The sequence below is a fragment of the Acidovorax sp. GW821-FHT11A03 genome, assembly GCF_058809075.1.
In genome coordinates this window covers 98,041-123,541 of record NZ_JBXASG010000011.1, presented here as the reverse complement: position 1 = coordinate 123,541, position 25,501 = coordinate 98,041, and the positions used below count along the sequence as shown (strand labels likewise).

Here is a 25,501-nt window from a genome sequence, read left to right as displayed (position 1 = left end):
GTCAACCCAAAGGAACCTCCCATGCACCCGCCCGTACATCCCGTGGACGAACATTTGCCGGTGGGCCGGCTCACGGCCCTGGGCCTGCAACACGTGCTGGTGATGTATGCCGGCGCCGTGGCCGTGCCCCTCATCGTGGGCCGGGCCCTCAACCTCACTCCCGACCAGGTGGCCAAGCTCATCTCGGCGGACCTGTTCGTCTGCGGGCTCGTCACCCTGATCCAGGCCCTGGGCGCGTCGCGCTGGTTCGGCATCCAGCTGCCGGTGATGATGGGCGTGACCTTCGCCTCCGTCGCGCCCATGGTGTCGATGGCGCAGAGCACGGGCGGCACGGCCGGCGCCGGGCTGATCTTCGGCTCGGTGATCGGCGCGGGGGTCATCTCGATCCTGATCGCGCCCCTGGTCAGCCGCATGCTGCGGTTCTTCCCCCCCGTGGTCACCGGCACCATCATTGCCACCATCGGCATCAGCCTCATGCGCGTGGGGATCAACTGGATCTTTGGCAACCCGGTGGGCCCCACGGCCCCCAGCATGGTGAACCCCGAGCACCTCAAGTGGCTCACCGAGATGCAGTCCGCGGCGGGCGCTCCGGGCTCGTCGCTGCCCCCCGTCCCCAAGGGATTCGCCGTGGTGCCCACGGTGCCCAACCCGCGCTACGCGGACCTCACGGGCGTCGGCATTTCGGCCCTGGTGCTGGTCTCCATCCTGCTGATCGCCAAGTTCGCCAAGGGGTTCATCGCCAACATCTCGGTGCTGCTGGGCATCGTCATCGGCGCCGTGGTGGCCGTGGCCATGGGGCTGATGTCGTTCGAGAAGGTGACCAAGGCCCAGTGGTTCGACCTGGTCCTGCCCTTCGAGATCGCCAGCCCCGTGTTCGACCCCATCCTGATCCTGACGATGACCCTCGTGATGATCGTCGTGATGATCGAATCCACGGGCATGTTCCTGGCGCTGGGCGAGATGACCGACCGCAAGATCGACCAGAACGCGCTCACGCGCGGACTGCGCACCGACGGCCTGGGCACGCTGCTGGGCGGGATCTTCAACACCTTTCCGTACACCAGCTTCTCGCAGAACGTGGGGCTCGTGGCGGTCACGGGCGTCAAGAGCCGCTTTGTCTGCGTGGCGGGCGGCGTGATCCTCATCGTGCTGGGCGTGCTGCCCAAGATGGCGGCGCTGGTGGAGTCCCTGCCCACCATGGTGCTGGGGGGTGCGGGCCTGGTGATGTTCGGCATGGTGGCCGCCACGGGCATCCGCATCCTGGGCGGCGTGGACTTCAAGAACAACCGCTTCAACGCCATGATCGTGGCGGTGTCGATCGGCGTGGGCATGATCCCGCTGATCGCTCCCAACTTCCGCCAGTGGATGCCACACGCCATCCACCCCCTCATCGAATCCGGCATCCTGCTGGCCTCGATCACGGCCGTGGCGCTGAATGTGTTCTTCAATGGCGCCAGCCGCGACACCTCGGCCGCCGTGAATGCGGCCCGCCAGGCCGACGCACATTGATGGAGGGGACCGCGGCCGCGCGCCACCCCGGCGCCGGGGCGGGCCGGCGGCATCGGGCAGCCGGCACCCGCCGCAGCAAAACACCTGTGACCAAGGCAGGTGGAATGAGCGGCCGAACGCGCCACGCAGAGTGCCTCCGCAACGGCGCGCACGGTGGCGACGTGGAAGCCCGCAGCCCGCGCAAGCCCCGCCCACGCCCGGCCCGCGCTGCCCCTGCCGCTGCGCGGGCCCTCCACGGGCCCGGCGCGCGCCCGGGCGGCCAGTATCCGGCGAGGGGCGGATTCCATGCAATGAAGGCATTAACCCCCATTCCGGCGCCTCCTGCCATGGGGTAAGCTCATTTGGCATTTTGCTGAGCATCTCCAGGATTTCCGTATGACCCAGACACTTTCCGCCGCCGAAGAGGCCCTGCGCGACGCCGCGCGCGAATACCACCGCAACCCCAGCCGGGGCAAGATTTCGGTCACTCCCACCAAGCCCCTGTCCAACCAGCGCGACCTGTCGCTGGCGTACTCGCCCGGCGTGGCCTACCCCTGCCTGGACATCCAGGCCGACCCGTCCAAGGCGTTCGACTACACCTCGCGCGGCAACCTCGTGGGCGTGATCACCAACGGCACCGCCGTGCTGGGCCTGGGCGACATCGGCCCGCTGGCCGGCAAGCCGGTGATGGAGGGCAAGGGCTGCCTGTTCAAGAAGTTCGCGGGCGTCGACGTGTTCGACATCGAACTGGCCGAGCGCGACCCGGACAAGCTGGTGGAGATCATCGCCGCGCTGGAACCCACGCTGGGCGGCATCAACCTCGAGGACATCAAGGCGCCCGAGTGCTTCTACATCGAAAAGCAGCTGTCCGACCGGCTGAACATTCCCGTCTTCCACGACGACCAGCACGGCACGGCCATCATCTCCAGCGCCGCGCTGCTCAACGGCCTGGAGCTGGTGGGCAAGGACATCGGCGCGGTGAAGATCGCCGTCTCGGGCGCGGGCGCGGCCGCGATTGCCTGCGTGGGCGTGATGGTGGGCCTGGGCGTGAAGGTGGAAAACATCTTCATGTGCGACTCCAAGGGCGTGATCTATGAAGGCCGCCCCGGCGGCTACGACGAATCCAAGGCGCGCTACGCCCAGAAGACCGACGCGCGCACGCTGGCCGACGCCGTCTACGGCGCGGATGTCTTCCTGGGCTGCTCGGCCCCCGGCGTGCTCACGGCCGAGATGGTCAAGACGATGGCCGACAGACCCATCATCCTGGCCCTGGCCAACCCCGAGCCCGAGATCCGCCCCGAACTCGCCAAGGCCATCCGCCCCGACTGCATCATCGCCACGGGCCGCTCGGACTATCCCAACCAGGTCAACAACGTCCTGTGCTTCCCCTACATCTTCCGGGGCGCGCTCGACTGCGGCGCCACGAAGATCACCGAGGCGATGAAGCTTGCCTGCGTGCGCCAGATCGCCGACCTGGCCAAGGCCGACATCAGCGAAGAGGTGGCCAGCGCCTATGCGGGCAAGGAGCTCACCTTCGGCCCGGACTACCTGATCCCCACGCCGTTCGACTCGCGCCTGATCCTCAAGATCGCGCCCGCCGTGGCGAAGGCCGCGGCCGAATCGGGCGTGGCCACGCGCCCCATCACCGACATGGAGGCCTACAAGGAGGCCCTGTCGCGCTTCGTCTACCAGACCGGCATGCTGATGCGCCCCGTGATCAACGCGGCCAAGGCCCTGCCGGACGCGCAAAAGCGCGTGGCCTATGCCGACGGCGAGGACGAGCGCGCGCTGCGTGCCGCGCAGATGGCCATCGACGACAAGATCGCCGTGCCCATCCTGATCGGCCGCCCCGCCGTCATCGCCGCCCGCATCGAGAAGGCCGGCCTGCGCATGCGCCTGGGACAGGACGTGGAAGTGTGCAACCCCGAGGACGACCCCCGGTTTCGCCAGTACTGGGAGCACTACCACCAGCTCATGAAGCGCAACGGCGCCACGCCCGAAGTGGCCAAGGCCGCCGTGCGCCGCTCCAACACCATCATCGCCTCGCTGATGGTCGCCCTGGGCGATGCCGACGCCATGATCTGCGGCCTGGTGGGCACCTATGAAACGCACCTGGAACGCATCCACAGCATCCTGGGCCGCGAGGAGGGCGTGAACGACTACGCCGCGCTCAACGCGCTGATGACCAACCGGGGCACGCTCTTCATCGCCGACACCTATGTGAACGAGAACCCCACGGCCCAGCAGCTGGCGGACATCGCCTGGATGTCGGTGCAGGAGGTGCAACGCTTTGGCCTGCCGGCCAAGGTCGCCTTCCTGTCGCACTCCAGCTATGGCTCGTCCAAGCGCGCCTCGGCCCGCAAGATGCGCGAGGCGCGCGACCTGTTCGTGGCCGCCCACCCCGGGATCGAATGCGACGGCGAACTGCATGGCGATGCCGCGCTGGAGCCCAACATCCGCAATGCCTACATGGCGGACTCCACGCTCACCGATTCGGCCAACCTGCTGATCTGCCCCAACCTGGACGCGGCCAACATCCTCTACAACGTGCTCAAGACCACGACCAGCGGTGGCGTGACCGTGGGCCCCATCCTCATGGGCGGTGCGGCCACGGCCTACATCCTCACCCCCGCCGCCACCGTGCGCCGCGTGTTCAACATGACGGCGCTGGCCGTGGCCAGCGCGGCGGCACGCCCCAAGTAAGGGCGCCGCGCCGCGGGTGCAATGCCCGCGGCGCCTGCCAGCCCCCCTGGCATGCACCGTGGCGGGGCCTTCAGCGCCGGAGCGGCCGGCGGGTGTGCCTGCGGCGCACCATTTCGGGAAACCCTGCATGCGCGCCTGCACCGCTTCGGTGAACAATGGTCCGCTGCCTGACATTACAACCACCAAAGCGGGCATCGTTTTTGCTGACCCTGACGGCATGGGCCCCGCGCGCCCGGCCCCACCGGTCGGTCGCCGTGTTGCCCGTCCCTCTCGCCTGCCCTTCTTGTTCTTCTTTCTTCGTCCTTGTTCTTCGCTCGCCGCGTCCCTTGCCGTCTTCTGACAGGAGCCCCCATGAAAAAACGCTCGTTCTTGCAAACCACCGTGCTGATGATGGCCGCCACCGGCCTGTTCTCGCTGGCCCAGGCGCAAACGCCCACGCCGATCAAGTTCCAGCTCGACTGGCGCTTTGAAGGCCCCGCCGCGCTGTTCCTGCAGCCCGTGGCCAAGGGCTACTTCAAGGCGGTGGGCCTGGATGTGACGGTGGATGCCGGCAACGGCTCGGGCGGCGCCGTGCAGCGCGTGGCCTCGGGCACCTACGACATGGGCTTTGCCGACCTGGCCGCCGTGATGGAGTTCCACGCCAACAACCCCGACGCGCAGAACAAGCCCGTGGCGGTGATGATGGTCTACAACAACACGCCCGCCTCCGTGATGGCGCTCAAGAAGAGCGGCATCGCCAAGCCGGCCGACCTGGCGGGCAAGAAGCTCGGCGCACCCGTGTTCGACGCGGGCCGCCGCGCGTTCCCCATCTTCCAGAAGGCCAACGCCATCGGCAGCGTGCAATGGACCGCCATGGACCCACCCCTGCGCGAGACCATGCTGGTGCGCGGCGACGTGGACGCGATCACCGGCTTCACCTTCACCTCGCTCCTGAACCTGGAGGCGCGTGGCGCCAAGGCGGCCGACGTGGTGGTGCTGCCCTATGCCGACTTCGGTGTGAAGCTCTACGGCAACGTGATCATCGCGTCGCCGAAGCTCATCAAGGAGAACCCCGCGGCCATCAAGGCCTTCCTCTCGGCCTTCGCCAAGGGCGCCAAGGAAGTGATCGCCAACCCCGGGGCGGCCATCGAGCACGTGAAGGCGCGCGACGGCATCGTGAACGTGCCGCTGGAAACGCGCCGCCTGCAACTGGCCATCGACACCGTGATCAACAGCCCCGACGCGCGCGCCGAGGGCTTTGGCCAGGCCAAGCCCGGCCGCCTGTCGCTGATGGCCTCGCAGGTGTCGGATGCGTTCAACACCAAGACGCGCGTGAACGCCGACGATGTGTGGAACGCCAGCTTCCTGCCCGGCGCGGCCGAGCTGAACATCCTGCCCAAGAAGTGAAACACACCCTGAGTCGCTTCGCGCCTTTCCCCTCTCTCACATGGCTTCGCAATCCCGGAGGGGGCCGCCCCCCATGCGGCGGGGCGGTCCTTGCACGGGGGCGCTGGCTTGAGCCTCGCCAGTTTCGTGCGGGGTGGGTGGCGCTCGGCGCTATTGAAAACTGAAATGCATGGGCCGCTCGCCCGGCCCGGTGCGCAACCTTTATTTACGGACACCTGATGCAGGCTGCCGATTCCTATTTCGTGGATTTTCGTGACGTCTGGCTCGCCTACAACGACGAGCTGCGCGCGCAGAACCATTTCGCCGTCGAGGCCATCGACCTGCAGGTGCGGCGCGGCGAGTTCATCGCCATCGTCGGTCCTTCGGGCTGCGGCAAGTCCACCTTCATGAAGCTGGCCACGGGCCTGAAGATGCCGTCGATGGGCAAGATCCTCATCGACGGCCAGCCCGTGACCGGCCCGCTCAAGATCTCGGGCATGGCCTTCCAGGCCCCTTCGCTGCTGCCCTGGCGCACCACGGTGGACAACGTGCTGCTGCCGCTGGAGATCGTGGAGCCGTACCGCAGCAGCTTCAAGCAAAAGCGCAAGGAGTACGAGGAGCGCGCGCGCCGCCTGCTGCAGAAGGTGGGCCTGGCCGGCTACGAGGACAAGTTCCCCTGGCAGCTGTCTGGCGGCATGCAGCAGCGCGCCAGCATCTGCCGCGCGCTCATCCACGAGCCCAAGATGCTGCTGCTCGACGAGCCCTTCGGCGCGCTCGACGCGTTCACGCGCGAGGAGCTCTGGTGCATCCTGCGCGACCTGTGGACCGAACAGCGGTTCAACGTGATCCTGGTCACCCACGACCTGCGCGAGTCGGTCTTCCTGGCCGACACGGTGTACGTGATGAGCAAGAGCCCGGGCCGCTTCGTCGTCAGGAAGGAGATCGAGCTGCCGCGCCCGCGCGAGCTGGAGATCACCTACACCAAGGAATTCACCGACATCGTGCACGAGCTGCGCGGCCACATCGGCGCCCTGCGCAAGGCCGGCGCGCCCCTCCAGCAATAGATTGATCCGAGCCTGTTTCCATGCACAAGAAAACCGTAGAACGCTGGTCTCCCTGGATCCTGCTGGTCGCGATCATCCTGCTCTGGCAGATCATCTGCTCGGCCTTCAACGTGTCCGAGTTCATCTTCCCCAGCCCCTGGGCCATCGCCACCCAGTTGGTCGAGTTCGGCGGCGTCATCGCGGGCCACGCATGGCGCACCTTCTGGGTGACCATGGCCGGCTTTGGCATCGCCATCGTGGTGGGGGTGCTGCTGGGCTTCGTGATCGGCAGTTCGCGCATCGCCTACGCGGCGGTCTATCCACTGATGACCGCCTTCAACGCGCTGCCCAAGGCGGCGTTCGTGCCCATCCTGGTGGTGTGGTTCGGCATCGGCGTGGGGCCGGCCATCCTCACGGCGTTCCTCATCAGCTTCTTCCCGATCATGGTGAACATCGCCACCGGCCTGGCCACGCTGGAGCCCGAACTCGAAGACGTGCTGCGCGTGCTGGGCGCCAGGCGCTGGGACGTGCTCACCAAGGTCGGCCTGCCGCGCTCCATGCCCTACTTCTTCGGCTCTCTCAAGGTGGCGATCACGCTGGCCTTCGTGGGCACCACGGTGAGCGAGATGACCGCCGCCAACGAAGGCATCGGCTACCTGCTGATCAGCGCGGGCTCCTCCATGCAGATGGGCCTGGCGTTCGCCGGCCTGATGGTGGTGGGCGCGATGGCGATGGTGATGTACGAACTGTTCAGCTGGGTTGAAAAGCGCACCACCGGCTGGGCCCACCGGGGCTCGCAGGGAGAGTGAAGGCCCGGCCGCGCCGGTAGCGGCCTGCAAGGCCCCGGCGCCACAGGCAGCGCCTCTCTTCTTTACAGCCTGCCGCTATACTCGCCGCCCCGTCGACAACAGGATTCCTTGGCATGCGGTTGGAAGTCTTTTTGCGCCCCCTGGCGCTTGTGGGTTGCCTGGGCCTCGCGGCGTGCGGCGGCACGCCCCCGCAACAGCCCGCCACGCCCGCGCAGGGCGCGGCCGCCACCGGCACCCCATCCCCAGGCGCGCCCATCAAGGTGGGCATCGCCCTGGGCGGGGGCGCCGCCAAGGGCTTCGCGCACATCGGCGTGATCAAGATGCTGGAAGCCAATGGCTTCGCCCCCGCCGTCGTCTCCGGCACCAGCGCGGGCAGCGTGGTGGGCGCGCTGTACGCCAGCGGCATGAATGCGTTCGAGATGCAGGAAAAAGCCGTGGCGCTCGACGAAGCCAAGATCCGCGACCTGCAGCTGTCGTCCGGCGGTCTGGTGCTGGGCCAGAAGCTCGAGGACTACGTCAACGAGCAGGTGCGCCGCAAGCCCCTGGAGCAAATGGCCAAGCCTTTCGTGGTGGTGGCCACCCGGCTCGAGGACGGCGAGCGCACCGTGTTTTCGCGCGGCAACACGGGCCAGGCCGTGCGCGCCTCGAGCAGCGTGCCGGGCGTGTTCCAGCCGGTCACCATCGGCAAGTACCACTTCGTGGACGGCGGCATCGTGAGCCCCGTGCCGGTGGATGCGGCGCGCCAGCTGGGCGCGGACATCGTGGTCGCCGTGGACATCTCCAACAAGGCCCGGGGCCAGTCGCCAGGCAACATGCTGGGCGCGCTGAACCAGTCGATCGCCATCATGGGCCAGAAGCTGGGCCAGGCCGAACTGGCACGCGCCGACGTCATCATCAGCCCCAAGGTGCTGGACATCGGCCCGGCGGATTTCAGCCAGCGCGCCGGCGCGATCCTGGAAGGCGAGAAGGCCGCCCTGGCCGCCATGCCGCAGATCCGCGAACGCATCGCGCAGCTGCAGGCCGAGCGCGCCCGCGCGGCGCAGCAAGCCCAGCAAAAGGTCCTGGAGGCCGAGTACAAGTCCTGCCTGGACAACCGCTCGCGCCTGCAAAGGCTGGCGGGCATGGCGGGGCTGGACGACCCCTGCCCCGCGCCCGGCAGGTAGCCTGCCGGCCCGGCAGGCCCCCGAGGGCCCGGCCCCGCTGCGCGACATGCGCGCCCGGTACGGTATCGCCCACGTCACGGGAACGGCTCCTTGCTGCGGCGTGCCCACCACACCCCCACCGCGCCACCGGGGACCGCCCCGCGCCTCGGGCAGCACGGCGAAAGCCATGCACACATGTCACACAATGTTCTTGGCATGCCCCATGCATGCCGCTGGGCGCAACACACCATGCCCGGAGACAGCCCATGCCTGCCCTCATGTCCGCAGCGCCCCCCCAGCCCGGCGAAGCAGCCGCCCTTGCCGCCAACGACGGCGTGTACCTGCGTCAGGCCATCGCGTGGTCGTGCCGTGCCCGCGCGCGCGGCAACCCGCCGTTTGGCGCGGTGGTGATCGGCGCGCAGGGCGAGCTGCTGTCCGAGGCGTACTGCAACACCGCCGAAACGGGCGACTGCACCGGCCATGCCGAAACCAATGCCGTGCGCCAGATCAGCGCGCGCGTGGACCGCGACACGCTGGCGGGTGCCACGCTCTACACCTCGGCAGAGCCGTGCGTGATGTGCGCGGGCGCCATCTTCTGGTCGGGCATCGGCCGCGTGGTGTTCGGCATCGACGCGGCGCGCCTGCACGCCCTGCAGGTGCCCCGCTCCCGGCAGGCCTATGCGGCAGCAGCGGCAGCAGCAGCCCTCTCGGGGCGCGACGTGCTGGCGGCGTCGCCCCGTTTCATCGAATGCATCGGCCCCGCCCTCGTGGCCGAAGCCAGCGCGCCACACGTGGGGTTCTGGTCGTCCTGAGCGAGAAGGCTTCGCCAGGGCCCGGCGCCTGGGCCGCCACCGCTTGCCCACGGGGCATAATCAGCTACTTATTTAATAGCAAAAGACACCCGCACCATGCCCTGGCACGCGCGCCTGCAGCTGAACTACTCGGTAGAAAACGCCCGCACCGTGGCGCGCCATGAGCACAGCGGACCGCTGCGCATCCTGCAGAGCCTGTACCCCGAAGGCGACGCGATTTGCCACAACGTGCTGGTGCATCCGCCCGGCGGACTGGTGGGCGGCGACACGCTGGACATCACCGCCACCGTGGGCCCGGGCGCGCACGGCCTCGTCACCACACCGGGCGCCACGCGCTTTTACCGATCCACCGGCCCGCTGGCGCTGCAGCGCAGCCACCTCACCCTGGCCGAGGGTGCGCGGCTCGAATGGCTGCCGCTGGAGGCGCTGTGCTACAGCGCCTGCAATGCCGAGAACCACCTCACGCTGAACCTCGCCCCCGGCGCCGAATGCATGGGCTGGGACGTCACGGCCCTGGGCCTGCCCCACGCCAACCAGCCGTTCGACACCGGCCGCTTCGCACAGCACCTCGAAGTGCCCGGCCTGTGGCTGGAGCGCGGCGTGATCGACGCGGCCGACCAGCGCCTGCTGAACAGTCCCCTGGGCCTGGCGGGGCACCGCTGCCTGGCCAGCCTGTTCTTTGCCGCCGGCACCCCGCTGGACCGCCCCCGCCGCGACGCCGCCCTGGACGCCGCGCGCGCCGTGGTGGACGGCCATGCACTCCAGGCCAGCGCCGGCGCCACCAGCCCCAATGCGCAGATGGTCGTGCTGCGCGTGCTGGCGCCACAGGTGGAGCCCGCGATGCAGTTGCTCAAGGCCGTGCGCATGGCCTGGCGGGAGGTGCTGTGGGAATTGGAGGGCGAAGCGCCCCGCATCTGGGCCATGTAGGGCCAGCAGGCCTGCTGGCCCGGCCTGGCCAGGGCGGCACACACGGCACGGCCGAAACCCGGCCGCAGTGCTGCGCCCAGCGGGGCCAGGCCGCGTCCCGTCAGGAGGGCACGGAGCCTGCGCTGGCCCAGGAACGATGGCGCAGTGCCACCAAGGCGGCAATCGCCATGAACACGGCCATCAGGGCCAGGCTCCATTCGGCCAGGGTGGGAACAGCGGTGACGGCAGAGGGCGCCACGGCCCAGGCCCGGGCGGAACCAAATGCCAGCGACCGGCTGGTGTCGGCACCCAGGACGAGAACGCATGAATCCGGCACACCCGCGGGCGAGGCGCCGACGGTGAGGCACTGCGCGTTGTGGTCGACTTCCCCTGTTGCCAGGAACAAGACCCAGGAATGCCGGTCACCCGGCACATGGGGAGAGGTTCCGGTCAGCCAGCGCTGGATCCGGATGTTCGTGGTGGTGATGGCGCCGGAGGCGTTGGTGGATACGTTGAAAAAGAAGATGCGGACGGCCGGGTCTGCACTGGAATAGGTATTGATGCCATCCGAGAAGCTGAAGGCCGTGACCAGGGGCGCCACGTTCGCGGCAGAGAGATTGGCCGCCAGCGGGGCGGAGGTTGTGAACGAGCCTGATGCGCCCATGCTTGTATTGAAGTTCTGGCAGGGGCCCGTCACACACAGGGTGAAATCGATGAACAGGTTGTAGTTGCCGGTCGCGGTGGCCACGTAGGTCGTGGGCTGCGCATGGGCCACGGCTGCGGCGCACAGCATCACCAGCGCCGCGAGCCAATTCTTCATACATTCCTTCATGGACCCCCCTCCGCGTTTTGTGAAACAACAGGAGAGGGATCGTATAGGCATTCGCCCGCAATACCTATACGCCGATGGGCCCCCATGAAGCCGCCCGATCAGCGGCGGCCCGTCCCGCAGGAGCCCGCTTCGAAAGCAGCCGCCATCCCGGCGGGCGTTTTCGGCAGGCCTCAGGCCGCCATGGCCGCAGGCACCTTCAGCAAACCATCGGCCTTGAACATCGCGCGGATGCCGCGCACCGCCTGGCGGATGCGGGCCTCGTTCTCGATGAGGGCGAAGCGCACGTACTCGTCGCCCTGGTCGCCGAAGCCGATGCCGGGCGATACGCAGACCTTGGCCTTGTCCAGCAGCTGGCGCGCGAATTCGAGCGAGCCCAGGGCGCGGTAGGGCTCCGGGATGCGGGCCCAGATGTACATGCTGGCCTTGGGGCAGTCCACGGCCCAGCCCGACTCCGTGAGGCCCTTGTAGAGCACGTCGCGGCGGCGCTGGTACTGGGCGGCGATGTCTTTCACGCACTGCTGGTCGCCCTCCAGCGCGGCGATGGCGGCCACCTGCAGGGGGGTGAAGGTGCCGTAGTCGTGGTAGCTCTTGATGCGCGCGAGCGCGGCCACGAGGTCGGGGTTGCCGACCATGAAGCCCACGCGCCAGCCGGCCATGTTGTAGCTTTTGGAGAGGGTGAAGAACTCCACGGCCACGTCCTTGGCGCCGGGCACTTCCATGATGCTGGGGGCGCGGTAGCCGTCGTACACGATGTCGGCGTAGGCCAGGTCGTGCACCACCAGGATGTCGTGCTTCTTGGCCAGGGCGATCACGCGCTCGAAGAACGACAGCTCCACGCACTGCGCCGTGGGGTTGCTGGGAAAGCCGAAGATCATCATCTTGGGCTTGGGGTAGCTGCCACGGATGGCTTTCTCCAGCTCGGCGAAGAAGTCCACGTCGGGCGCCACGGGCACGCTGCGGATGTCGGCCCCGGCGATCACCGCGCCGTAGATGTGGATGGGATAGCTCGGGTCGGGCACGAGCACGGTGTCGCCCCGGTCCAGCGTGGCCAGCATCAGGTGGGCCAGCCCTTCCTTGGAGCCGATGGTGACGATGGCTTCCGTGTCGGGGTTGATGTCCACCGCGTAGCGGTCCTTGTACCAGTGGCTGATGGCGCGGCGCAGGCGGGGGATGCCCTTGCTGGCGGAGTAGCCGTGGGTGTCGGGCCGCTGGGCCACCTCGGTGAGCTTGGCCACGATGTGCGGCGGGGTCGCGCCATCGGGGTTGCCCATGCTCATGTCGATGATGTCCTCGCCACGGCGGCGCGCTGCGAGCTTGAGCTCGGCCGTGATGTTGAAGACGTAGGGGGGAAGGCGATCGATGCGCGCAAAGCGGCGCTTGCCCTGAGAAGCAGACATGCTGGTGAACTTTCACGTAAGCGCCCGAAACCGTCCGAGCGACGTGGCCAACAATGGGGTTGGCCCGGGTTCACTGTAACGCAGAACGCGGTGGCCGGTCTGCAGAGGGCGGCGCTGTAGCGCCGCCGCTACGCTCAGGCCTTGAGGCCCGCCGTGGCGCGCTGCGTGTTCCGCTCGCTGCCCATCGACCACGCGAACATGCCCACGCCGCCGATGCCCAGCAGAACGCCCACCCAGCCAGTGGATGTCCAGCCCATGCCGGCGGAAATCGCCACGCCGCCGAGCCAGGCACCGAGCGCGTTGGCGGCGTTGAAGGCCGAGTGGTTGAGCGCGGCGGCCAGGGTCTGCGCTTCGCCCGCCACGTCCATCAGGCGGATCTGCAGCGCGGGGCCGATGGCGACCAGCGTGCCCAGGAAGAAGGTGGCCAGCGCGGCGGTGACGGGGTGGTGCGCGGCGGGCACGAACAGCGCCAGCACCGCGATGGACCACAGCAGCACCTTGCCGATGGCGGGCATGAGGGCCTTGTCGGCCATGCGCGAGCCCACGATGTTGCCCGCCACCATGCCCAGGCCGAAGAGCGAGAGCACGAAAGGCATGAGCGCGGGCGGCATGCCGGCCACCTCCAGCAGCGTGGGCTTGATGTAGCTGAACACCGCGAACATGCCGCCAAAACCGATGGCGCCGATGCCCAGGGTGAACCACACCTGCTTGCGCGCCAGCGCGCCCAGTTCGCGCAGGGGGCTGGCGCCGTGCGATGCGGGCATGTCGGGCACCCACAGGCGCACCATGGCGACGGCGGCCACGGCGATGAGCCCTACGAAGACGAACGCCGCGCGCCAGCCGAAGTATTCGCCCAGGGCCGCCGCGATGGGCACGCCCACCAGGGTGGCCGTGGTCAGCCCCAGCATGACCCAGCCCACGGCGCGCGCGCGGCGCCCCGGTGGCGCCAGGGCCGCGGCCACGAGGGCGGCCACGCCGAAGTAGGTGCCGTGCGGCAAGCCGGTGAACAACCGCATGGCGCTGAGCGACAGGTAGCCCGGCGCCAGCGCCGATGCGAAGTTGCCCAGCGCATACACCACCATCAGAGCCATGAGCAGCGCGCGCCGCCCCCAGTGGGCGCACAGCACGGCCAGCACCGGTGCACCGACCACCACGCCCAGCGCATAGGCGCTGATGACGTGGCCGGCCTGCGGAATGCTGACGCCGATGTCGCGCGCCACCTCGGGCAGCAGGCCCATGATGACGAATTCGCCCGTGCCGATGGAAAAGCCGCCGACCCCCAGGGCCAGCACGGCGCGCACCAGGGTGCGGTCGTCGGTCGGGGCGTGGGCGAGGGACGACGTGGGAGTCAGGGGCGCGGTCATGGCAGCAGGAACAACAGCAACAAAGGGGCGCTGCACCGGCAGGCGGCGGGCGGCGCAGGCGATGGACGGGGGTAGAGAAGAAACGCAGTTACGGGGGTAAACCCGATTTTTGTAACCATAGCACGCCCCGCGCCGCCCTGCAGGGGCGAGGGCATGTGCAACCCCGGCACACCGGCCCAACACGCAAGGCTGCTACGCTGGCGCCCCGACCCCGCCCTTCCTTCCTCCCCACCCAGGACCGCGAATGACGACGACCCAGAGCACGGCAGACCCCATCGCCAGCAGCGTGAAGGTGCTGGCCTTCGACATCTTCGGCACCGTGGTGGACTGGCACGGCAGCATCGTGCGCGAGATGCAGGCGCTGTACCCGGCCATCGACGGCGACGCGTTCGCCATCGCCTGGCGCAGCGGCTACCAGCCGGCCATGGCGCGGGTGATGCGCGGCGAGCAGGGCTGGACGCGCATCGACGCGCTGCACCGGGGCATCCTCGACGGCATCCTGCCGCGCTTCGGCCTCGCTCACCTGGCCGAGGCCGAGCGCCAGCACCTGAACCATGTGTGGCAGCGGCTGGACCCGTGGCCCGACAGCGTGGCGGGCCTCACGCGGCTCAAAACCCGCTTTATCCTCACGACGCTGTCCAACGGCAACATCAGCCTGCTCACGCACATGGCCAAGCGCGCGGGGCTGCCGTGGGATTGCGTGCTGAGCGCGGAAGTGTTCAAGGCCTACAAACCCAGCCCCGACACCTACCTGGGCGTGGCGCGCGTGTTCGACCTGCGGCCCGGACAGGTGGCGCTGGTGGCCACCCACCACGACGACCTGGCGGCCGCACGCGCCTGCGGCCTGCGCACCGCCTACATCGAGCGCCCGCACGAACTCGGCAAGGCACGGCCCAAGGACGGGTCGCCCCAGCCCGGCAACGATCTGCATGCCACCGACCTGAACGACCTGGCGCGGATGCTGGGCTGCTGAGAGCGGCGCGTGCCACCCCGCAGGCGCCGCCCCCGCGCCGGTTCCAGCGAGGCCGCCCGCGGAATCCTTGCCGGCCCAGGCCGCGGCTACCGCGCCGCCACCAGCAGCTGCACGAACATCTGCACCTTGGCGTTGCACTCGGGGCTGATCGAGGTGAACTCCAGCCCGGCCAGCCACTGCTCGCGCTCGGGCTTGAGCGTGACCACGCGCGCATACACGTCGGTGGCGTGGTAGTCCACGAGCGTGAGGTCGAACTCCACCTTCACCTCGCTGTGCAGCGCCACCGGCTCCGCCACCTCGATCAGCAGGCCGTGGTAGCCGATGTCGCGGATGGCGGCGTGCACGATGTGCGGCACGATGATCTTGTCCTGCATGCGCTGGCACAGGCAGGGCAGGCGCGTGTCCACGCGGTGGCTGCGGCGGAACTCCTGGCGCGGCACCTTGAGCTTGTGCGAGGGGATCGCCACCAGCTCGCGCAGGCTCACCGGCTGCACGCGGCCCTTCACGTACACCTGCATGGGCGCGGTGGCCGACACCAGGCCCCAGCAGCGCTGGTAGGTGGCCTCGCTGATCAGCACCTGCCCGCGCAGGCTGAAGGCCTCGATGCGCGAGGCAAGGTTCACCTCTTCGCCGATGACCGTGTATTCGGAATACAGCTCCGACCCGAAGCGCCCCGCCATCACGTTGCCGGTGTTCACGCCAATGCCCAGAAACACCTGCGGCAGGCGTTCGCGCAGGTGCTCCAGATTCAGGTCACGCATGGCGATCTGCATCTCCACCGCGCACAGCAGCGCGCGGTCCACGTCGTCGTCGCGCCCCATGGGCGCGCCGAACAGCACCATGATCGAGTCGCCCATGAACTTGTCGATGCTGCCCTGGTGCTTGAACACCACCTCGCTCAGCCGCGCCAGACAGCGGTTGAGCGCCGCGATGACCACCGCCGCCGGCTGCGATCCCGACAGCGCGGTGAAGCCGCGCAGGTCCGCCAGCAGGATGGTGACCTCGCGCGGTGCCACGGCCAGGCCTTCGGCGGCGGCGCCATCGGGGCATTCGCTGCCGCGCAGGATCGCCGCCATCTCGGCCTGCGCCCCTTCGCCCAGCGGCGCACCGGTCTCCCGCTCGATCAGCGCCTGCAGCCGGCGCACCGCATCGTGGTTGAATTCTTTGTGCATGAGTGACGAGAGGCTGCAAAAACGGCGGCACGGCCCGGCCCCGCATCCGCCGCACGGCCCGCCCGCCAGGCCACCAGAATAGGTGGCGCCCTCCGGCCGGTCAACCGGTGAAAACACCCCGGTGCGCGCCCACACCGCCGCCTGCACCCGCGTGCGGGGCACGCGCGCCCACCGCTGCGCGCGGCGGCCACTTCAGATGTTTCGAGCCTCTGGCGCTATCCCTTCAAGCGCCAGCAGCTATCAAAAATATAGCAACAGTTTTCCTGGCCACGGAGCCGGGACCGTCCGCCCTAGCCCACGGTCTGCCGCAGCACGCGCTGGAATTCACCCGACGCCGCGTCGTAGTCCCAGCGGGCGGCATAGCGCGCCCAGCCGCCCTCCACCGCGCCGGATGCCTCGACCGTCAGCACCACCAGGCTGTTGGGGCTGCCGTGGCGCAGGCGGTACGACACGGCGGTGCCCGCGTGGCTGGCCCACAGCCCGGGCAGGGGATTGAGCAGCGCAGGCTGGTGGGCGTGGCCCGACAGCAGCATCTGCGCACCGGCGGAGCGCCAGCACTGCAGGGCCTCGTCGGCCCGGTGGGGGCGGTGCGCGCGGTCGGCCGGATCGCGCGCCACCAGGGGGTGGTGGCTGGCCACGATGCGCCAGGCATCGGGGGGGGCGCGGGCCAGGAGGTCGGCCACATGGTGGATCTGGGCAGACGACAGGCTGCCGCGTTCATGCCGCCAGGCACGCGTGGTGTTGACGCCCACCACATAGAACGCGCCCGCCTGCCGCACGGGTTCGTGGTCCACCCCGAACTGGCTCGCGAAACGCTCGTACGACCGCCCCCAGCGCATCCACCAGGCAAACAGCGGCAGGTCATGGTTGCCCGCGAGCACCAGGGTGGAGCGGGCGTGCAGGCCCTGCACAAAACGCCCGGCCTGCTCGAACTGGCTGGCGGTGGCACGCTGCGTGAGGTCGCCCGACACCACCGCCATCGACACCCCCAGCCGCTGCGCCAGCCGCTGGGCCGCGGCGCACACATCGGGATCGTGCGCCCCGAAATGCAGATCCGACAGGTGCATCAGGACGTCCATGGGCACTCTCCGAACGGGGCTGGGCGGCCAGGCTGCTGCGTCATGCCGGCAGCATCCCTTCCACCGGAGGGGCGGCCGGCGCCCCTTCGTGCTGCACGGGCATGGCAGCCGGCGGCGCGGGCGCGGAGGCATCGTCACGGATCAGCGTGGACGAGGCCACCAGCCACAGCGGCCGCGCGCTGATCCGGAAATGCAGGGGCGGCGCCATCCACGCGCGCTCGCCGTCGAAAGCCACCTTGACCTGCGGCGGGCGCCAGCTGGCCGGGGCCACCGTCAGCTCCGTGCACGCCACGCTGGTCACCGCGCCGTCCCTGTCGAGCTGGCCGGTGGCCGCGTTCCACACCGTGCGCGCCACGGCCCAGCGGCCCTGGGGCTGCAGCAGCACGACGGCCATCTTGCCGCCATCGGCCACCATCTGCGCCTGGGGCAGGCCCATGCGGTCGAGCTGCAGCGGGTTGTTGCCCACGAACAGCGTGGTGACCAGGTGCTCCTCCTGCCGGTCCCGTGCGCCCTCGTGGGTCTTCATCACCACACGCCAGCGGCGGCCGGCCGCGGGCCGGAACATGCTCCACACCGCCGACGCCACGGCCACCAGGCGCGAGCGGCCAAAGCGCCGCGACGCCTTCTCGCGCTCGGCCAGCAGCTTGGGGTACAGGCCGACACTGGCGTTGACCACGAACAGCTGGCGGTTCACATAGCCCACCTGCACGGGGCGCATGTCGCCCGCATGCAGGGCCTGCAGCAGATCCTGCACGGCCACCTCGGGGTCGAGCGCCAGGCCGTGTTCGCGGCTGAAATAGTTGAAGGTGCCCATCGGCACCACCCCCATGGGCACCCCCAGGCGCAGGACCGCGGCGGCCACCGCGTTGATGGTGCCGTCACCGCCCGCGGCCACCACCAGGCCACCGTCGGCGCGCGCGGCATGCGCCGCCTCGCCCGCCAGCGCCACGATGTCGCCGCGCTGGTCCGGCACGTGCCACACCAGGTTGTGCGCCTGCAGGGCCGAGACGCCCTCGAGCTTGGCGCGCAGCAGGTCCAGGTCGGCGCCGGGGCGCCGGGGCACCACCAGGTGGATGGGGCCGTGGGGCCGGGCAGGGACGGGACGCTCTGAAGGTGTCATGAAGAGAAGGGTCTGCAACAGGCTGCGGCACCGGACCCGGGCGCCAGGCCGGCACCGTGCTGGCTGCGCGCCGGGGATTGCGGTGCGGTCGTCCGATGATGGCGGGCGGGCAGCGCATGCGCAGCCGGTAGCCACGCCTTTGCCCTGTCAGCGCCCGCCGACAGGGCCGGGGCAGCGCCACGGTGCCACGACGATTCACCCATGCCCGGCAGGGCCGCTGGGAACTCCGGTACAAACGCGGGCTCCCTCCTAGCCTGGCGAAGAAGAAGCTGACGCCGCCCGCAACCCATGACCATCCCCGCATCCGACATTGGCGCCCTGCTGGCGCAGCACCCCATGGCCTGGTGGTGGGCGGGCACGCTCGCCTTCGCGCTGCTGGGGCTGGGCGGCCTGGCGGGCCTGCGCGGCCTGCGCCGCGCGGCCCCGCCGCTGCGCCGCCTCCTGCCGGCACGGGCGCGCTGGGTGATGATCGCGGCCATGGGCGCGTCGGCCTGCACCCTGGTGCTGGCGGGCGCCGCGATGGCGGAGCTGGCCGACAGCGGGCGCGCCGCCGATGGCCGCTGGGGCGTGCTGGACGACGCCCTTGCCGACGGCCTGCGCGCGCAGGCGGACACCGCCGTGCTGCGCTGGTTCGCCGCGCTCACCCACCTGGGGGACTCGGGGGTGCTGGCCGGGCTGACGCTGGTGGTGGCCCTGGCGCTGTGGCTGCGCCGGCACCGGCTGCTGGCCACGGGCTGGTTCGTCGCCATGGCGGGAAACGGCGCCCTGACCAAAGTCCTCAAGGAGGTGTTCGAGCGTGTCCGGCCCGAGCACGTGCACGGCGTGGCCCAGGCCCAGGGCTACAGCTTTCCCAGCGGCCACAGCAGCGCGTCGATGGTGGCGTACGCGATGCTGGCCTACCTGGCCACGCGGCTGCTGCCCCGCCCCTGGCACGCACCCGCGGCGCTCCTGGCCGGCGCGTTCATCTTCACCACCGGCTGGAGCCGCGTGGTGCTGCATGTGCACTACGCCAGCGATGTGCTCGCGGGCTGGCTGCTGGGCGGCACCTGGATGGTGTGCACGGTGCTGATCATGGAGAGTGTGTCGCGCTGGCGCGGCCCCGCCCCCGGCGCTGCGGCGCAACGGCCATGAGCCATCAGATCGCGACGAGGTTGCGGATGCCCTTGGCCTCCATCTCGCTGCCAGGGCCGCGCGCGATGACCTCACCACGCTCCATCACCAGGTAGTCGTCGGCCAGCTCCTGCGCAAAGTCGTAGTATTGCTCGCACAGCAGGATGGCCATCTCGCCCTTGTCGGCCAGCATGCGGATCACGCGGCCGATGTCCTTGATGATGCTGGGCTGGATGCCCTCGGTGGGCTCGTCCAGGATCAAGAGGCGCGGCCCCGGCGCCAGCGCCCGGGCGATGGCCAGCTGCTGCTGCTGCCCGCCCGAAAGGTCGCCGCCCCGGCGGCCGAGCATCTGCTTGAGCACGGGGAACAGCTCGTACAGATGTGGCGGCACGGGGGTGGCGCCGCTCTTGTAGGCCAGGCCCATGCGCAGGTTTTCTTCCACCGTGAGGCGGCCGAAAATCTCGCGCCCCTGGGGAACAAAGCCGATGCCTGCGCGGGCACGGTCGTACGGCGTGGCCTTGTCGATGGGCTTGCCGTCGAACGTGATGCCCCCGCTCCTGATGGGAACCAGGCCCATGAGGCTTTTGAGCAGCGTGGTCTTGCCGACGCCGTTGCGGCCGAGCAGCACGGTGACCTTGCCGGCCTGCGCCGTGAGGCTCACATCACGCAGGATGTGGGAGCCGCCGTAGTACTGGTTGATGTTCTGGACGGTGAGCATGGTACTTGGAGTGTTTTGGGCCTCTGGCGCTTGTTCATCAAGCGCCAGCAGCTATGAATTTGGAAGCATTCGGTGCGCCTGTGCCGAGTCCGGATTCCGAGAGTCGCCCCGGCCCCAGCCTTCGCAACAGCCCACCGCCCGCCAGGAAAAGAGAACAGGCAACCTCCATCACCGCCCCAGATAGACCTCGATCACCCGCTCATCCGCCTGCACCTGGTCCAGCGTGCCCTGCGCCAGCACCGCCCCGTCGCACAACACGGTCACGATCTCCGAAATGGTGCGGATGAACCCCATGTCATGCTCCACCACCATCAGCGAGTGCTTGCCCTTGAGCGTGAGGAACAGCTCCGCCGTGCGCGCCGTCTCCTCGTCCGTCATGCCCGCCACGGGCTCGTCGAGCAACAGCAGCTTGGGGTCCTGCATCAGCAGCATCCCGATCTCCAGCCACTGCTTTTGCCCATGGCTCAGGTTCCCTGCCATGCGCGCCACGCTGTCGGCCAGGTGGATGGTGTGCAGGATCTCCGTCAGCCGGTCCGACTGCGCGGAGTCCAGCCGGAAGAACATGCTCGACGTCACGCCCTTGTGCGTCTTCAAGGCCAGCTCCAGGTTCTCGAACACGCTGAGCTGCTCGAACACCGTGGGTTTCTGGAATTTGCGGCCTATCCCCAGGCTCGCGATCTCCGGCTCGTTGTGGCGCAAGAGGTCGATGGTCGAGCCGAAGTACACCGTGCCGCTGTCGGGCCGCGTCTTGCCGGTGATGATGTCCATCATCGTCGTCTTGCCCGCACCGTTGGGCCCGATGATGCAGCGCAGCTCGCCGGGCGCGATATCGAGGCTCAGGTTGTTGATGGCCTTGAAGCCGTCGAAGCTCACGTTCACGTCTTCGAGGTACAGGATGCGGCCGTGGGTGATGTCCACCTCGCCGGGCGTGGCGATGCGCGAGAAGCCTGCAGCCCGGCCACCGGATTCGGTCTGGCCCAGGGCGGCGGGTGCCAGCCTGGCCTCTAGGCGCCTTGCGCCTTCGTCCATCAGATCGGGGGTCATGGCGCGGCTCCTTCGGTCTTCTTGTTTTTCTTCAGCTTCTTCACCAGGCCCACCACGCCATCGGGCAGGAACAGCGTCACGGCGATGAACAGCGCACCGAGGAAATACAGCCAGAACTCCGGCGCCGTCACGGTGAGCCAGCTCTTGGCACCGTTGACGATGAAGGCGCCCACGATGGGTCCGATCAGCGTGGCACGGCCGCCCACGGCTGCCCACACCGCGATCTCGATGGAGTTGGCGGCGCTCATCTCGCCGGGGTTGATGATGCCGACCTGGGGCACGTACAGCGCGCCCGCCACGCCGCACATCATGGCGCTGATGGTCCAGATGGTGAGCTTGTAGGGCAGTGGCGAGTAGCCCGAGAACATGACGCGCGTCTCGGCATCGCGCACCGCCTGCAGCACCCTGCCGAACTTGCTGCGCACCAGCCAGCGCGCCAGCAGGAAGAACACCAAGAGCGTGACGCCCGTCATCACGAACAGCAGCATGCGCATGTTCTGCGTGGCGATGGGCTGGCCCAGGATGCGCTTGAAATCCGTGAAGCCGTTGTTGCCGCCAAAGCCCGTCTCGTTGCGGAAGAACAGCAGCATGGCCGCATACGTCATGGCCTGCGTGATGATCGAGAAATACACGCCCTTGATGCGCGAGCGGAACGCGAAGTAGCCGAACACGAACGCGATCACGCCAGGTACCGCCACGATGAGGATCAAGGTGGCAACGAAGCTGTCGGACAACATCCAGTGCCAGGGCAGCTCCTTCCAGTCGAGGAACACCATGAAGTCGGGCAGGTCGCTTTGGTAGTTGCCGTCGCGGCCGATCTGGCGCATGAGGTACATGCCCATCACGTAGCCGCCCAAGGCGAAGAACAGGCCATGGCCCAGGCTCAGGATGCCGGTGTAGCCCCAGATCAGGTCCATGGCCAGCGCGCAGATGGCGTAGCACATGATCTTGCCGAGCAGGGCCACGGCGTAGTCGGACAGGTGCAGCGCACTGCCGGCCGGCACCCACAGGTTGAGCACGGGTGCCACGGCGCACACCACGATGAGCGCCACGATGAAGGCCGACCAGCCGCCGCGCGTGAGCAGCGGCGCGGGTGCGGGGAGTTGGATGGAGGAGGAAGGCGTAGTCGTCGTCATGTTCTGTCTCGATCCGCTCAGTCGGCGGTACGCCCTTTGACCGCGAAGATGCCCTGCGGCCGCTTCTGGATGAAGATGATGATGAACACCAGCACGGCGATCTTGGCCAGCACGGCGCCCGTCCAGCCTTCGAGGAACTTGTTGAGCACGCCCAGGCCCAGCGCGGCATACACGGTGCCGGCCAGCTGGCCCACGCCGCCGAGCACCACCACCATGAACGAATCGACGATGTAGCCCTGGCCCAGGTCCGGGCCCACATTGCCCACCTGGCTGAGGGCACAGCCTGCCAGGCCCGCAATGCCGGAGCCCAGCGCGAAGGCGTAGGTATCGACACGCGCCGTGTTCACGCCCATGCACGAGGCGATGGGGCGGTTCTGCGTGACGCCGCGCACGAACAAACCCAGGCGCGTCTTGCTGATGAGAAAGGCCACGCCGCCCAGCACCGCCAGCGCAAAGGCGACGATGATCACGCGGTTCCAGGGCAGTTGCAGGTTCTCCATGAGCTGCACGCCGCCGCTCATCCACGAGGGGTTTTCCACACCCACGTTCTGCGCGCCGAACACGGTGCGCACCAGCTGCTGCAGCATCAGGCTGATGCCCCAGGTGGCCAGCAAGGTCTCGAGCGGCCGGCCGTACAGAAAGCGGATCACGCCGCGCTCGAGCACCGCGCCCATGAGCGCCGAGGCCAGGAAGGCGGCGGGCACGGCGGCCACCAGGTACCAGTCGAACGCGCCCGGAAAGTAGCGCTGGAACACGCCCTGCATGACGTAGGTGGCGTAGGCGCCGATCATCATCAGCTCGCCATGGGCCATGTTGATCACGCCCATGAGGCCGTAGGTGATGGCCAGGCCCAGCGCCACCAGCAGCAGGATGGAGCCCAGGCTGATGCCCGTGAACATCGCCGCCAGACGCTCGCCCCATTGCAGGCTGTCTTCCACCGTCTTGAGTGCCGCCTGCAGCGCGGCCTTGACCTTGGGATCTTGTTCGTTGCGCAGTTGCTCCAGCAGCACCGTGCGCGTAGCGGGGTTGCCACTGGCGGCCAGGTGCTGGGCGGCTTCCAGGCGATTGGCGGCATCGCTGCTGCTCAGGAGGATGCGCGCGCGGATGCTGGCCAGGCGCCCCTTGAGAGCTGCGTCCTGCTCGGCGGCCAGGGCCTTCTCAACCAGCGGCAGGCGGGCCTCGTCGGTCTCTTCGCGCAGCGCTTCGATGGCCTTGCGGCGCTGGGCCACATCCGTGGACATGAGCTGCAGCGAGGCGAGTGCCGTGTCGAACTCGCCGCGCATGCGGTTGTTGTTGACGATGTCTTCGGCGTCGTCAGGCACCGGCACCTCGGCGCCGGTCACGGGGTCCAGCCCCTTGTCGCCCTTGATCACGATGGCCTTGTCGCCCGCGATCTTCACGGCGTCGTCACCCATCGCGCGGATAAACGCCAAAGTGGCCTCGTCGGGCGTGGCGATGGCTTTCTGCAGCGCGGCGATCCGGTCGTCGGTATCACCCGCCGCCATGGCCCGCGCCGCCTCGGCCGTGAGCGCGTGCGCCTGCACCGTTGTGCACAACAGCAGGCAGGCGATCAAGCGAGAAAAGAATGAAGAAAGCATGGAAGGGCCAGTGGCGTCGAACAAGATGGGCCTGTGCAGCGCGCAGGGCCCAGACCAGGGCTGCCGCGCAAGGGCCGCCCCGCCGCGCTGGCGGCGTCCCCCTCCCACGCGCAGCGTGAGAGAGGGGGAAGCGGCGTAGCCGCTCAGGGGGAGATCACAGCTTCGACTTGCCGTCCGGCTCGTCCTTCTTCTTGTCGTTGCCTTCGATGTACGGGCTCCATGGCTTGGCCTTCACGGGGCCCGGCGTCTTCCACACCACGTTGAACTGGCCGTCGGCCTTGATCTCGCCGATGAACACGCTCTTGTGCAGGTGGTGGTTCTTCTCGTCCATCTTGCTGACGATGCCCGACGGTGCCTTGAAGGTCTGGCCGGCCATGGCGGCGATCACCTTGTCCACCTCCGTGCTCTTGGCCTTCTCGACAGCCTGCTTCCACATGTTGATGCCGATGTAGGTGGCTTCCATCGGGTCGTTGGTGAGCGGCTTGTCCTTGTGGCCGGCAATGCCCTTGGCCTTGGCGTAGTCGCTCCACTTCTTGATGAACTCGGTGTTGGCCGGGCTCTTGATGGACTGGAAGTAGTTCCAGGCGGCCAGGTGGCCCACCAGCGGCTTGGTGTCCACGCCGCGCAGTTCTTCCTCGCCCACGCTGAATGCGACGACCGGCACGTCCTTGGCCTTCAGGCCCGCGTTGCCCAGTTCCTTGTAGAAGGGCACGTTGGAGTCGCCGTTGATGGTGGACACCACGGCCGTCTTGCCGCCCTGGCTGAACTTCTTGATGTCGGCCACGATGGTCTGGTAGTCCGAATGGCCAAACGGGGTGTACTTCTCGTCGATGTCCGAATCCTTCACGCCCTTGGACTTGAGGTAGGCGCGCAGGATCTTGTTGGTGGTGCGGGGGTACACATAGTCGGTGCCCAGCAGCACCCAGCGCTTGGCGCTGCCGCCGTCCTTGCTCATCAGGTAGTCGACCGCTGGGATGGCTTGCTGGTTGGGCGCGGCGCCGGTGTAGAACACGTTCTTGGAGAGTTCCTCACCCTCGTACTGCACGGGGTAGAACAGCAGGCCGTTCATTTCTTCCACGACCGGCAACACCGACTTGCGCGACACCGAGGTCCAGCAGCCGAAGATGACCGAGACCTTGTCCTGGCCCAGCAGCTGCTTGGTCTTTTCGGCGAACAGGGGCCAGTTGGAGGCGGGGTCCACCACCACGGGCTCGAGCTTCTTGCCCAGCACGCCGCCCTTGGCGTTGATCTCGTCGATGGCCATCAGCACGGTGTCTTTCAACACGGTCTCGGAAATGGCCATGGTGCCCGACAGGCTGTGCAGGATGCCGACCTTGATGGTGTCCTGTGCGTGGGCTGGCAGCGCAGACAGGCCAGCGAGCGCAGCGACGGCCGCAAGGGCCTTGAGGGAATAACGACGTTGCATGTGTGCTTCTCCGGTGGTGGTTTCAATCAGTGAATCAATCAAACCGCTTCGCCCGGCGGGCTCCGTGGTGGAGCCGTGGCGGATCGGGCGATGGAATGGATTCTGGAGAGCGAGGCCGGCTTGGGAAATACGCCGGGTGGCGTACACGGTGGCCCGGCCGCAGGCCGCCAGGGTCTGCTCACCCAGCTTGTGTCGGGTAGGCGAAACGCTATTCATTTAATAGCTTTTAGCGCTTGATGGATAAGCGCTGGAGGTCAAAAACAC

Annotated in this window: 21 protein-coding genes; 10 read left to right on the top strand and 11 right to left on the bottom strand. The window is 68.4% G+C overall.

Annotated features, from left to right (window positions below; translation table 11 throughout):
* Nucleotides 1-21: 21 nt before the first annotated feature.
* The 8 genes from AC1RVY_RS24710 to AC1RVY_RS24675 all read left to right on the top strand — a co-directional run bounded on the left by AC1RVY_RS24710 (nt 22) and on the right by AC1RVY_RS24675 (nt 10,289).
* Nucleotides 22-1,509 carry a nucleobase:cation symporter-2 family protein gene (locus AC1RVY_RS24710; protein ID WP_492808721.1) on the top strand — a complete coding sequence of 496 codons (1,488 nt, stop codon included), beginning with the start codon at nt 22-24 and terminating at the stop codon, nt 1,507-1,509.
* 375 nt (nt 1,510-1,884) lie between these two features.
* The gene (locus tag AC1RVY_RS24705; RefSeq protein ID WP_492808719.1) at nt 1,885-4,191 is read left to right on the top strand and encodes an NADP-dependent malic enzyme; all 2,307 of its coding nucleotides are present in this window, start codon (nt 1,885-1,887) and stop codon (nt 4,189-4,191) included.
* 351 nt (nt 4,192-4,542) lie between these two features.
* Nucleotides 4,543-5,577 carry an ABC transporter substrate-binding protein gene (locus AC1RVY_RS24700; protein WP_492808717.1) on the top strand — a complete coding sequence of 345 codons (1,035 nt, stop codon included), beginning with the start codon at nt 4,543-4,545 and terminating at the stop codon, nt 5,575-5,577.
* 218 nt (nt 5,578-5,795) lie between these two features.
* Entirely contained in the window at nt 5,796-6,620 is an 825-nt protein-coding gene (locus tag AC1RVY_RS24695) for an ABC transporter ATP-binding protein (protein ID WP_218293598.1), read from the top strand.
* Nucleotides 6,621-6,640: 20 nt separating this feature from the next.
* Nucleotides 6,641-7,408, top strand: coding sequence for an ABC transporter permease (locus AC1RVY_RS24690; RefSeq protein ID WP_218293597.1), 768 nt, complete (start codon nt 6,641-6,643; stop codon nt 7,406-7,408).
* 113 nt (nt 7,409-7,521) lie between these two features.
* The gene (locus AC1RVY_RS24685) at nt 7,522-8,571 is read left to right on the top strand and encodes a patatin-like phospholipase family protein (protein WP_218341478.1); all 1,050 of its coding nucleotides are present in this window, start codon (nt 7,522-7,524) and stop codon (nt 8,569-8,571) included.
* A gap of 245 nt (nt 8,572-8,816) precedes the next feature.
* A complete protein-coding gene (locus tag AC1RVY_RS24680) occupies nt 8,817-9,362 on the top strand; it encodes a nucleoside deaminase (protein ID WP_218293595.1) in 546 nt (181 codons plus the stop codon).
* 96 nt (nt 9,363-9,458) lie between these two features.
* Nucleotides 9,459-10,289, top strand: a complete 831-nt coding sequence (locus AC1RVY_RS24675; protein WP_492808714.1) for an urease accessory protein UreD — start codon at nt 9,459-9,461, stop codon at nt 10,287-10,289.
* A 100-nt stretch (nt 10,290-10,389) separates the two neighbouring features.
* On the opposite strand, the gene AC1RVY_RS24670 is transcribed toward AC1RVY_RS24675, so the two are convergent.
* The 3 genes from AC1RVY_RS24670 to AC1RVY_RS24660 form a co-directional block, all read right to left on the bottom strand.
* Nucleotides 10,390-11,088 carry an IPTL-CTERM sorting domain-containing protein gene (locus tag AC1RVY_RS24670; RefSeq protein WP_492808712.1) on the bottom strand — a complete coding sequence of 233 codons (699 nt, stop codon included), beginning with the start codon at nt 11,086-11,088 and terminating at the stop codon, nt 10,390-10,392.
* A gap of 182 nt (nt 11,089-11,270) precedes the next feature.
* Nucleotides 11,271-12,497, bottom strand: a complete 1,227-nt coding sequence (gene alaC / locus AC1RVY_RS24665) for an alanine transaminase (protein WP_492808710.1) — start codon at nt 12,495-12,497, stop codon at nt 11,271-11,273.
* 134 nt (nt 12,498-12,631) lie between these two features.
* On the bottom strand, nt 12,632-13,861 hold the full coding sequence (locus AC1RVY_RS24660; protein WP_492808708.1) for an MFS transporter: 1,230 nt from the start codon (nt 13,859-13,861) through the stop codon (nt 12,632-12,634).
* A gap of 244 nt (nt 13,862-14,105) precedes the next feature.
* On the opposite strand from AC1RVY_RS24660, the gene AC1RVY_RS24655 reads away from it, so the two are divergent.
* Nucleotides 14,106-14,834, top strand: coding sequence for a haloacid dehalogenase type II (locus tag AC1RVY_RS24655; protein ID WP_218293590.1), 729 nt, complete (start codon nt 14,106-14,108; stop codon nt 14,832-14,834).
* 86 nt (nt 14,835-14,920) lie between these two features.
* Here AC1RVY_RS24655 and AC1RVY_RS24650 read toward each other — a convergent pair whose 3' ends face one another.
* The 3 genes from AC1RVY_RS24650 to AC1RVY_RS24640 all read right to left on the bottom strand — a co-directional run bounded on the left by AC1RVY_RS24650 (nt 14,921) and on the right by AC1RVY_RS24640 (nt 18,205).
* The gene (locus AC1RVY_RS24650; RefSeq protein WP_218293589.1) at nt 14,921-16,006 is read right to left on the bottom strand and encodes an adenylate/guanylate cyclase domain-containing protein; all 1,086 of its coding nucleotides are present in this window, start codon (nt 16,004-16,006) and stop codon (nt 14,921-14,923) included.
* Between the two features lie 290 nt (nt 16,007-16,296).
* Nucleotides 16,297-17,085: a metallophosphoesterase family protein gene (locus AC1RVY_RS24645; RefSeq protein ID WP_369641726.1), complete on the bottom strand. Its 789-nt coding sequence runs from the start codon at nt 17,083-17,085 to the stop codon at nt 16,297-16,299.
* A gap of 40 nt (nt 17,086-17,125) precedes the next feature.
* Entirely contained in the window at nt 17,126-18,205 is a 1,080-nt protein-coding gene (locus AC1RVY_RS24640; RefSeq protein WP_218293587.1) for a diacylglycerol/lipid kinase family protein, read from the bottom strand.
* Between the two features lie 288 nt (nt 18,206-18,493).
* Between AC1RVY_RS24640 and AC1RVY_RS24635 the strand changes: the two genes are divergently transcribed.
* Nucleotides 18,494-19,336: a phosphatase PAP2 family protein gene (locus tag AC1RVY_RS24635; protein WP_492808705.1), complete on the top strand. Its 843-nt coding sequence runs from the start codon at nt 18,494-18,496 to the stop codon at nt 19,334-19,336.
* Nucleotides 19,337-19,340: 4 nt separating this feature from the next.
* Here the strand turns inward: AC1RVY_RS24635 and urtE are convergent, their stop codons facing one another.
* The 5 genes from urtE to urtA all read right to left on the bottom strand — a co-directional run bounded on the left by urtE (nt 19,341) and on the right by urtA (nt 25,237).
* Nucleotides 19,341-20,033, bottom strand: a complete 693-nt coding sequence (urtE, locus tag AC1RVY_RS24630) for an urea ABC transporter ATP-binding subunit UrtE (RefSeq protein WP_218341485.1) — start codon at nt 20,031-20,033, stop codon at nt 19,341-19,343.
* A gap of 168 nt (nt 20,034-20,201) precedes the next feature.
* Complete coding sequence (gene urtD, locus AC1RVY_RS24625) at nt 20,202-21,077, bottom strand: urea ABC transporter ATP-binding protein UrtD (RefSeq protein WP_492808703.1); 876 nt, start codon at nt 21,075-21,077, stop codon at nt 20,202-20,204.
* Nucleotides 21,074-22,213 (bottom strand): urea ABC transporter permease subunit UrtC, encoded by a 1,140-nt coding sequence (gene urtC, locus AC1RVY_RS24620; protein ID WP_218341486.1) that lies wholly within the window; start codon nt 22,211-22,213, stop codon nt 21,074-21,076. The genes urtD and urtC overlap by 4 nt, the downstream gene beginning before the upstream one ends.
* Nucleotides 22,214-22,230: 17 nt before the next feature.
* Nucleotides 22,231-23,811, bottom strand: coding sequence for an urea ABC transporter permease subunit UrtB (gene urtB, locus AC1RVY_RS24615; protein WP_492808700.1), 1,581 nt, complete (start codon nt 23,809-23,811; stop codon nt 22,231-22,233).
* Nucleotides 23,812-23,965: 154 nt separating this feature from the next.
* Complete coding sequence (gene urtA / locus AC1RVY_RS24610; protein ID WP_492244221.1) at nt 23,966-25,237, bottom strand: urea ABC transporter substrate-binding protein; 1,272 nt, start codon at nt 25,235-25,237, stop codon at nt 23,966-23,968.
* Between the last annotated feature and the right edge of the window lie 264 nt (nt 25,238-25,501).

Excerpts from the sequence above, each read along its gene's own strand:
- urtD (WP_492808703.1), bottom strand. The coding sequence starts at position 21,077 with ATGACCCCCGATCTGATGGACGAAGGCGCAAGGCGCCTAGAGGCCAGG.
- AC1RVY_RS24640 (WP_218293587.1), bottom strand. The coding sequence starts at position 18,205 with ATGACACCTTCAGAGCGTCCCGTCCCTGCCCGGCCCCACGGCCCCATC.
- urtE (WP_218341485.1), bottom strand. The coding sequence starts at position 20,033 with ATGCTCACCGTCCAGAACATCAACCAGTACTACGGCGGCTCCCACATC.
- alaC (WP_492808710.1), bottom strand. The coding sequence starts at position 12,497 with ATGTCTGCTTCTCAGGGCAAGCGCCGCTTTGCGCGCATCGATCGCCTT.
- AC1RVY_RS24635 (WP_492808705.1), top strand. The coding sequence starts at position 18,494 with ATGACCATCCCCGCATCCGACATTGGCGCCCTGCTGGCGCAGCACCCC.
- AC1RVY_RS24695 (WP_218293598.1), top strand. The coding sequence starts at position 5,796 with ATGCAGGCTGCCGATTCCTATTTCGTGGATTTTCGTGACGTCTGGCTC.
- AC1RVY_RS24670 (WP_492808712.1), bottom strand. The coding sequence starts at position 11,088 with ATGAAGAATTGGCTCGCGGCGCTGGTGATGCTGTGCGCCGCAGCCGTG.
- urtA (WP_492244221.1), bottom strand. The coding sequence starts at position 25,237 with ATGCAACGTCGTTATTCCCTCAAGGCCCTTGCGGCCGTCGCTGCGCTC.
- AC1RVY_RS24700 (WP_492808717.1), top strand. The coding sequence starts at position 4,543 with ATGAAAAAACGCTCGTTCTTGCAAACCACCGTGCTGATGATGGCCGCC.
- AC1RVY_RS24705 (WP_492808719.1), top strand. The coding sequence starts at position 1,885 with ATGACCCAGACACTTTCCGCCGCCGAAGAGGCCCTGCGCGACGCCGCG.
- urtB (WP_492808700.1), bottom strand. The coding sequence starts at position 23,811 with ATGCTTTCTTCATTCTTTTCTCGCTTGATCGCCTGCCTGCTGTTGTGC.
- AC1RVY_RS24685 (WP_218341478.1), top strand. The coding sequence starts at position 7,522 with ATGCGGTTGGAAGTCTTTTTGCGCCCCCTGGCGCTTGTGGGTTGCCTG.
- AC1RVY_RS24660 (WP_492808708.1), bottom strand. The coding sequence starts at position 13,861 with ATGACCGCGCCCCTGACTCCCACGTCGTCCCTCGCCCACGCCCCGACC.
- AC1RVY_RS24710 (WP_492808721.1), top strand. The coding sequence starts at position 22 with ATGCACCCGCCCGTACATCCCGTGGACGAACATTTGCCGGTGGGCCGG.
- AC1RVY_RS24650 (WP_218293589.1), bottom strand. The coding sequence starts at position 16,006 with ATGCACAAAGAATTCAACCACGATGCGGTGCGCCGGCTGCAGGCGCTG.
- AC1RVY_RS24690 (WP_218293597.1), top strand. The coding sequence starts at position 6,641 with ATGCACAAGAAAACCGTAGAACGCTGGTCTCCCTGGATCCTGCTGGTC.
- AC1RVY_RS24680 (WP_218293595.1), top strand. The coding sequence starts at position 8,817 with ATGCCTGCCCTCATGTCCGCAGCGCCCCCCCAGCCCGGCGAAGCAGCC.
- AC1RVY_RS24675 (WP_492808714.1), top strand. The coding sequence starts at position 9,459 with ATGCCCTGGCACGCGCGCCTGCAGCTGAACTACTCGGTAGAAAACGCC.
- urtC (WP_218341486.1), bottom strand. The coding sequence starts at position 22,213 with ATGACGACGACTACGCCTTCCTCCTCCATCCAACTCCCCGCACCCGCG.
- AC1RVY_RS24655 (WP_218293590.1), top strand. The coding sequence starts at position 14,106 with ATGACGACGACCCAGAGCACGGCAGACCCCATCGCCAGCAGCGTGAAG.
- AC1RVY_RS24645 (WP_369641726.1), bottom strand. The coding sequence starts at position 17,085 with ATGGACGTCCTGATGCACCTGTCGGATCTGCATTTCGGGGCGCACGAT.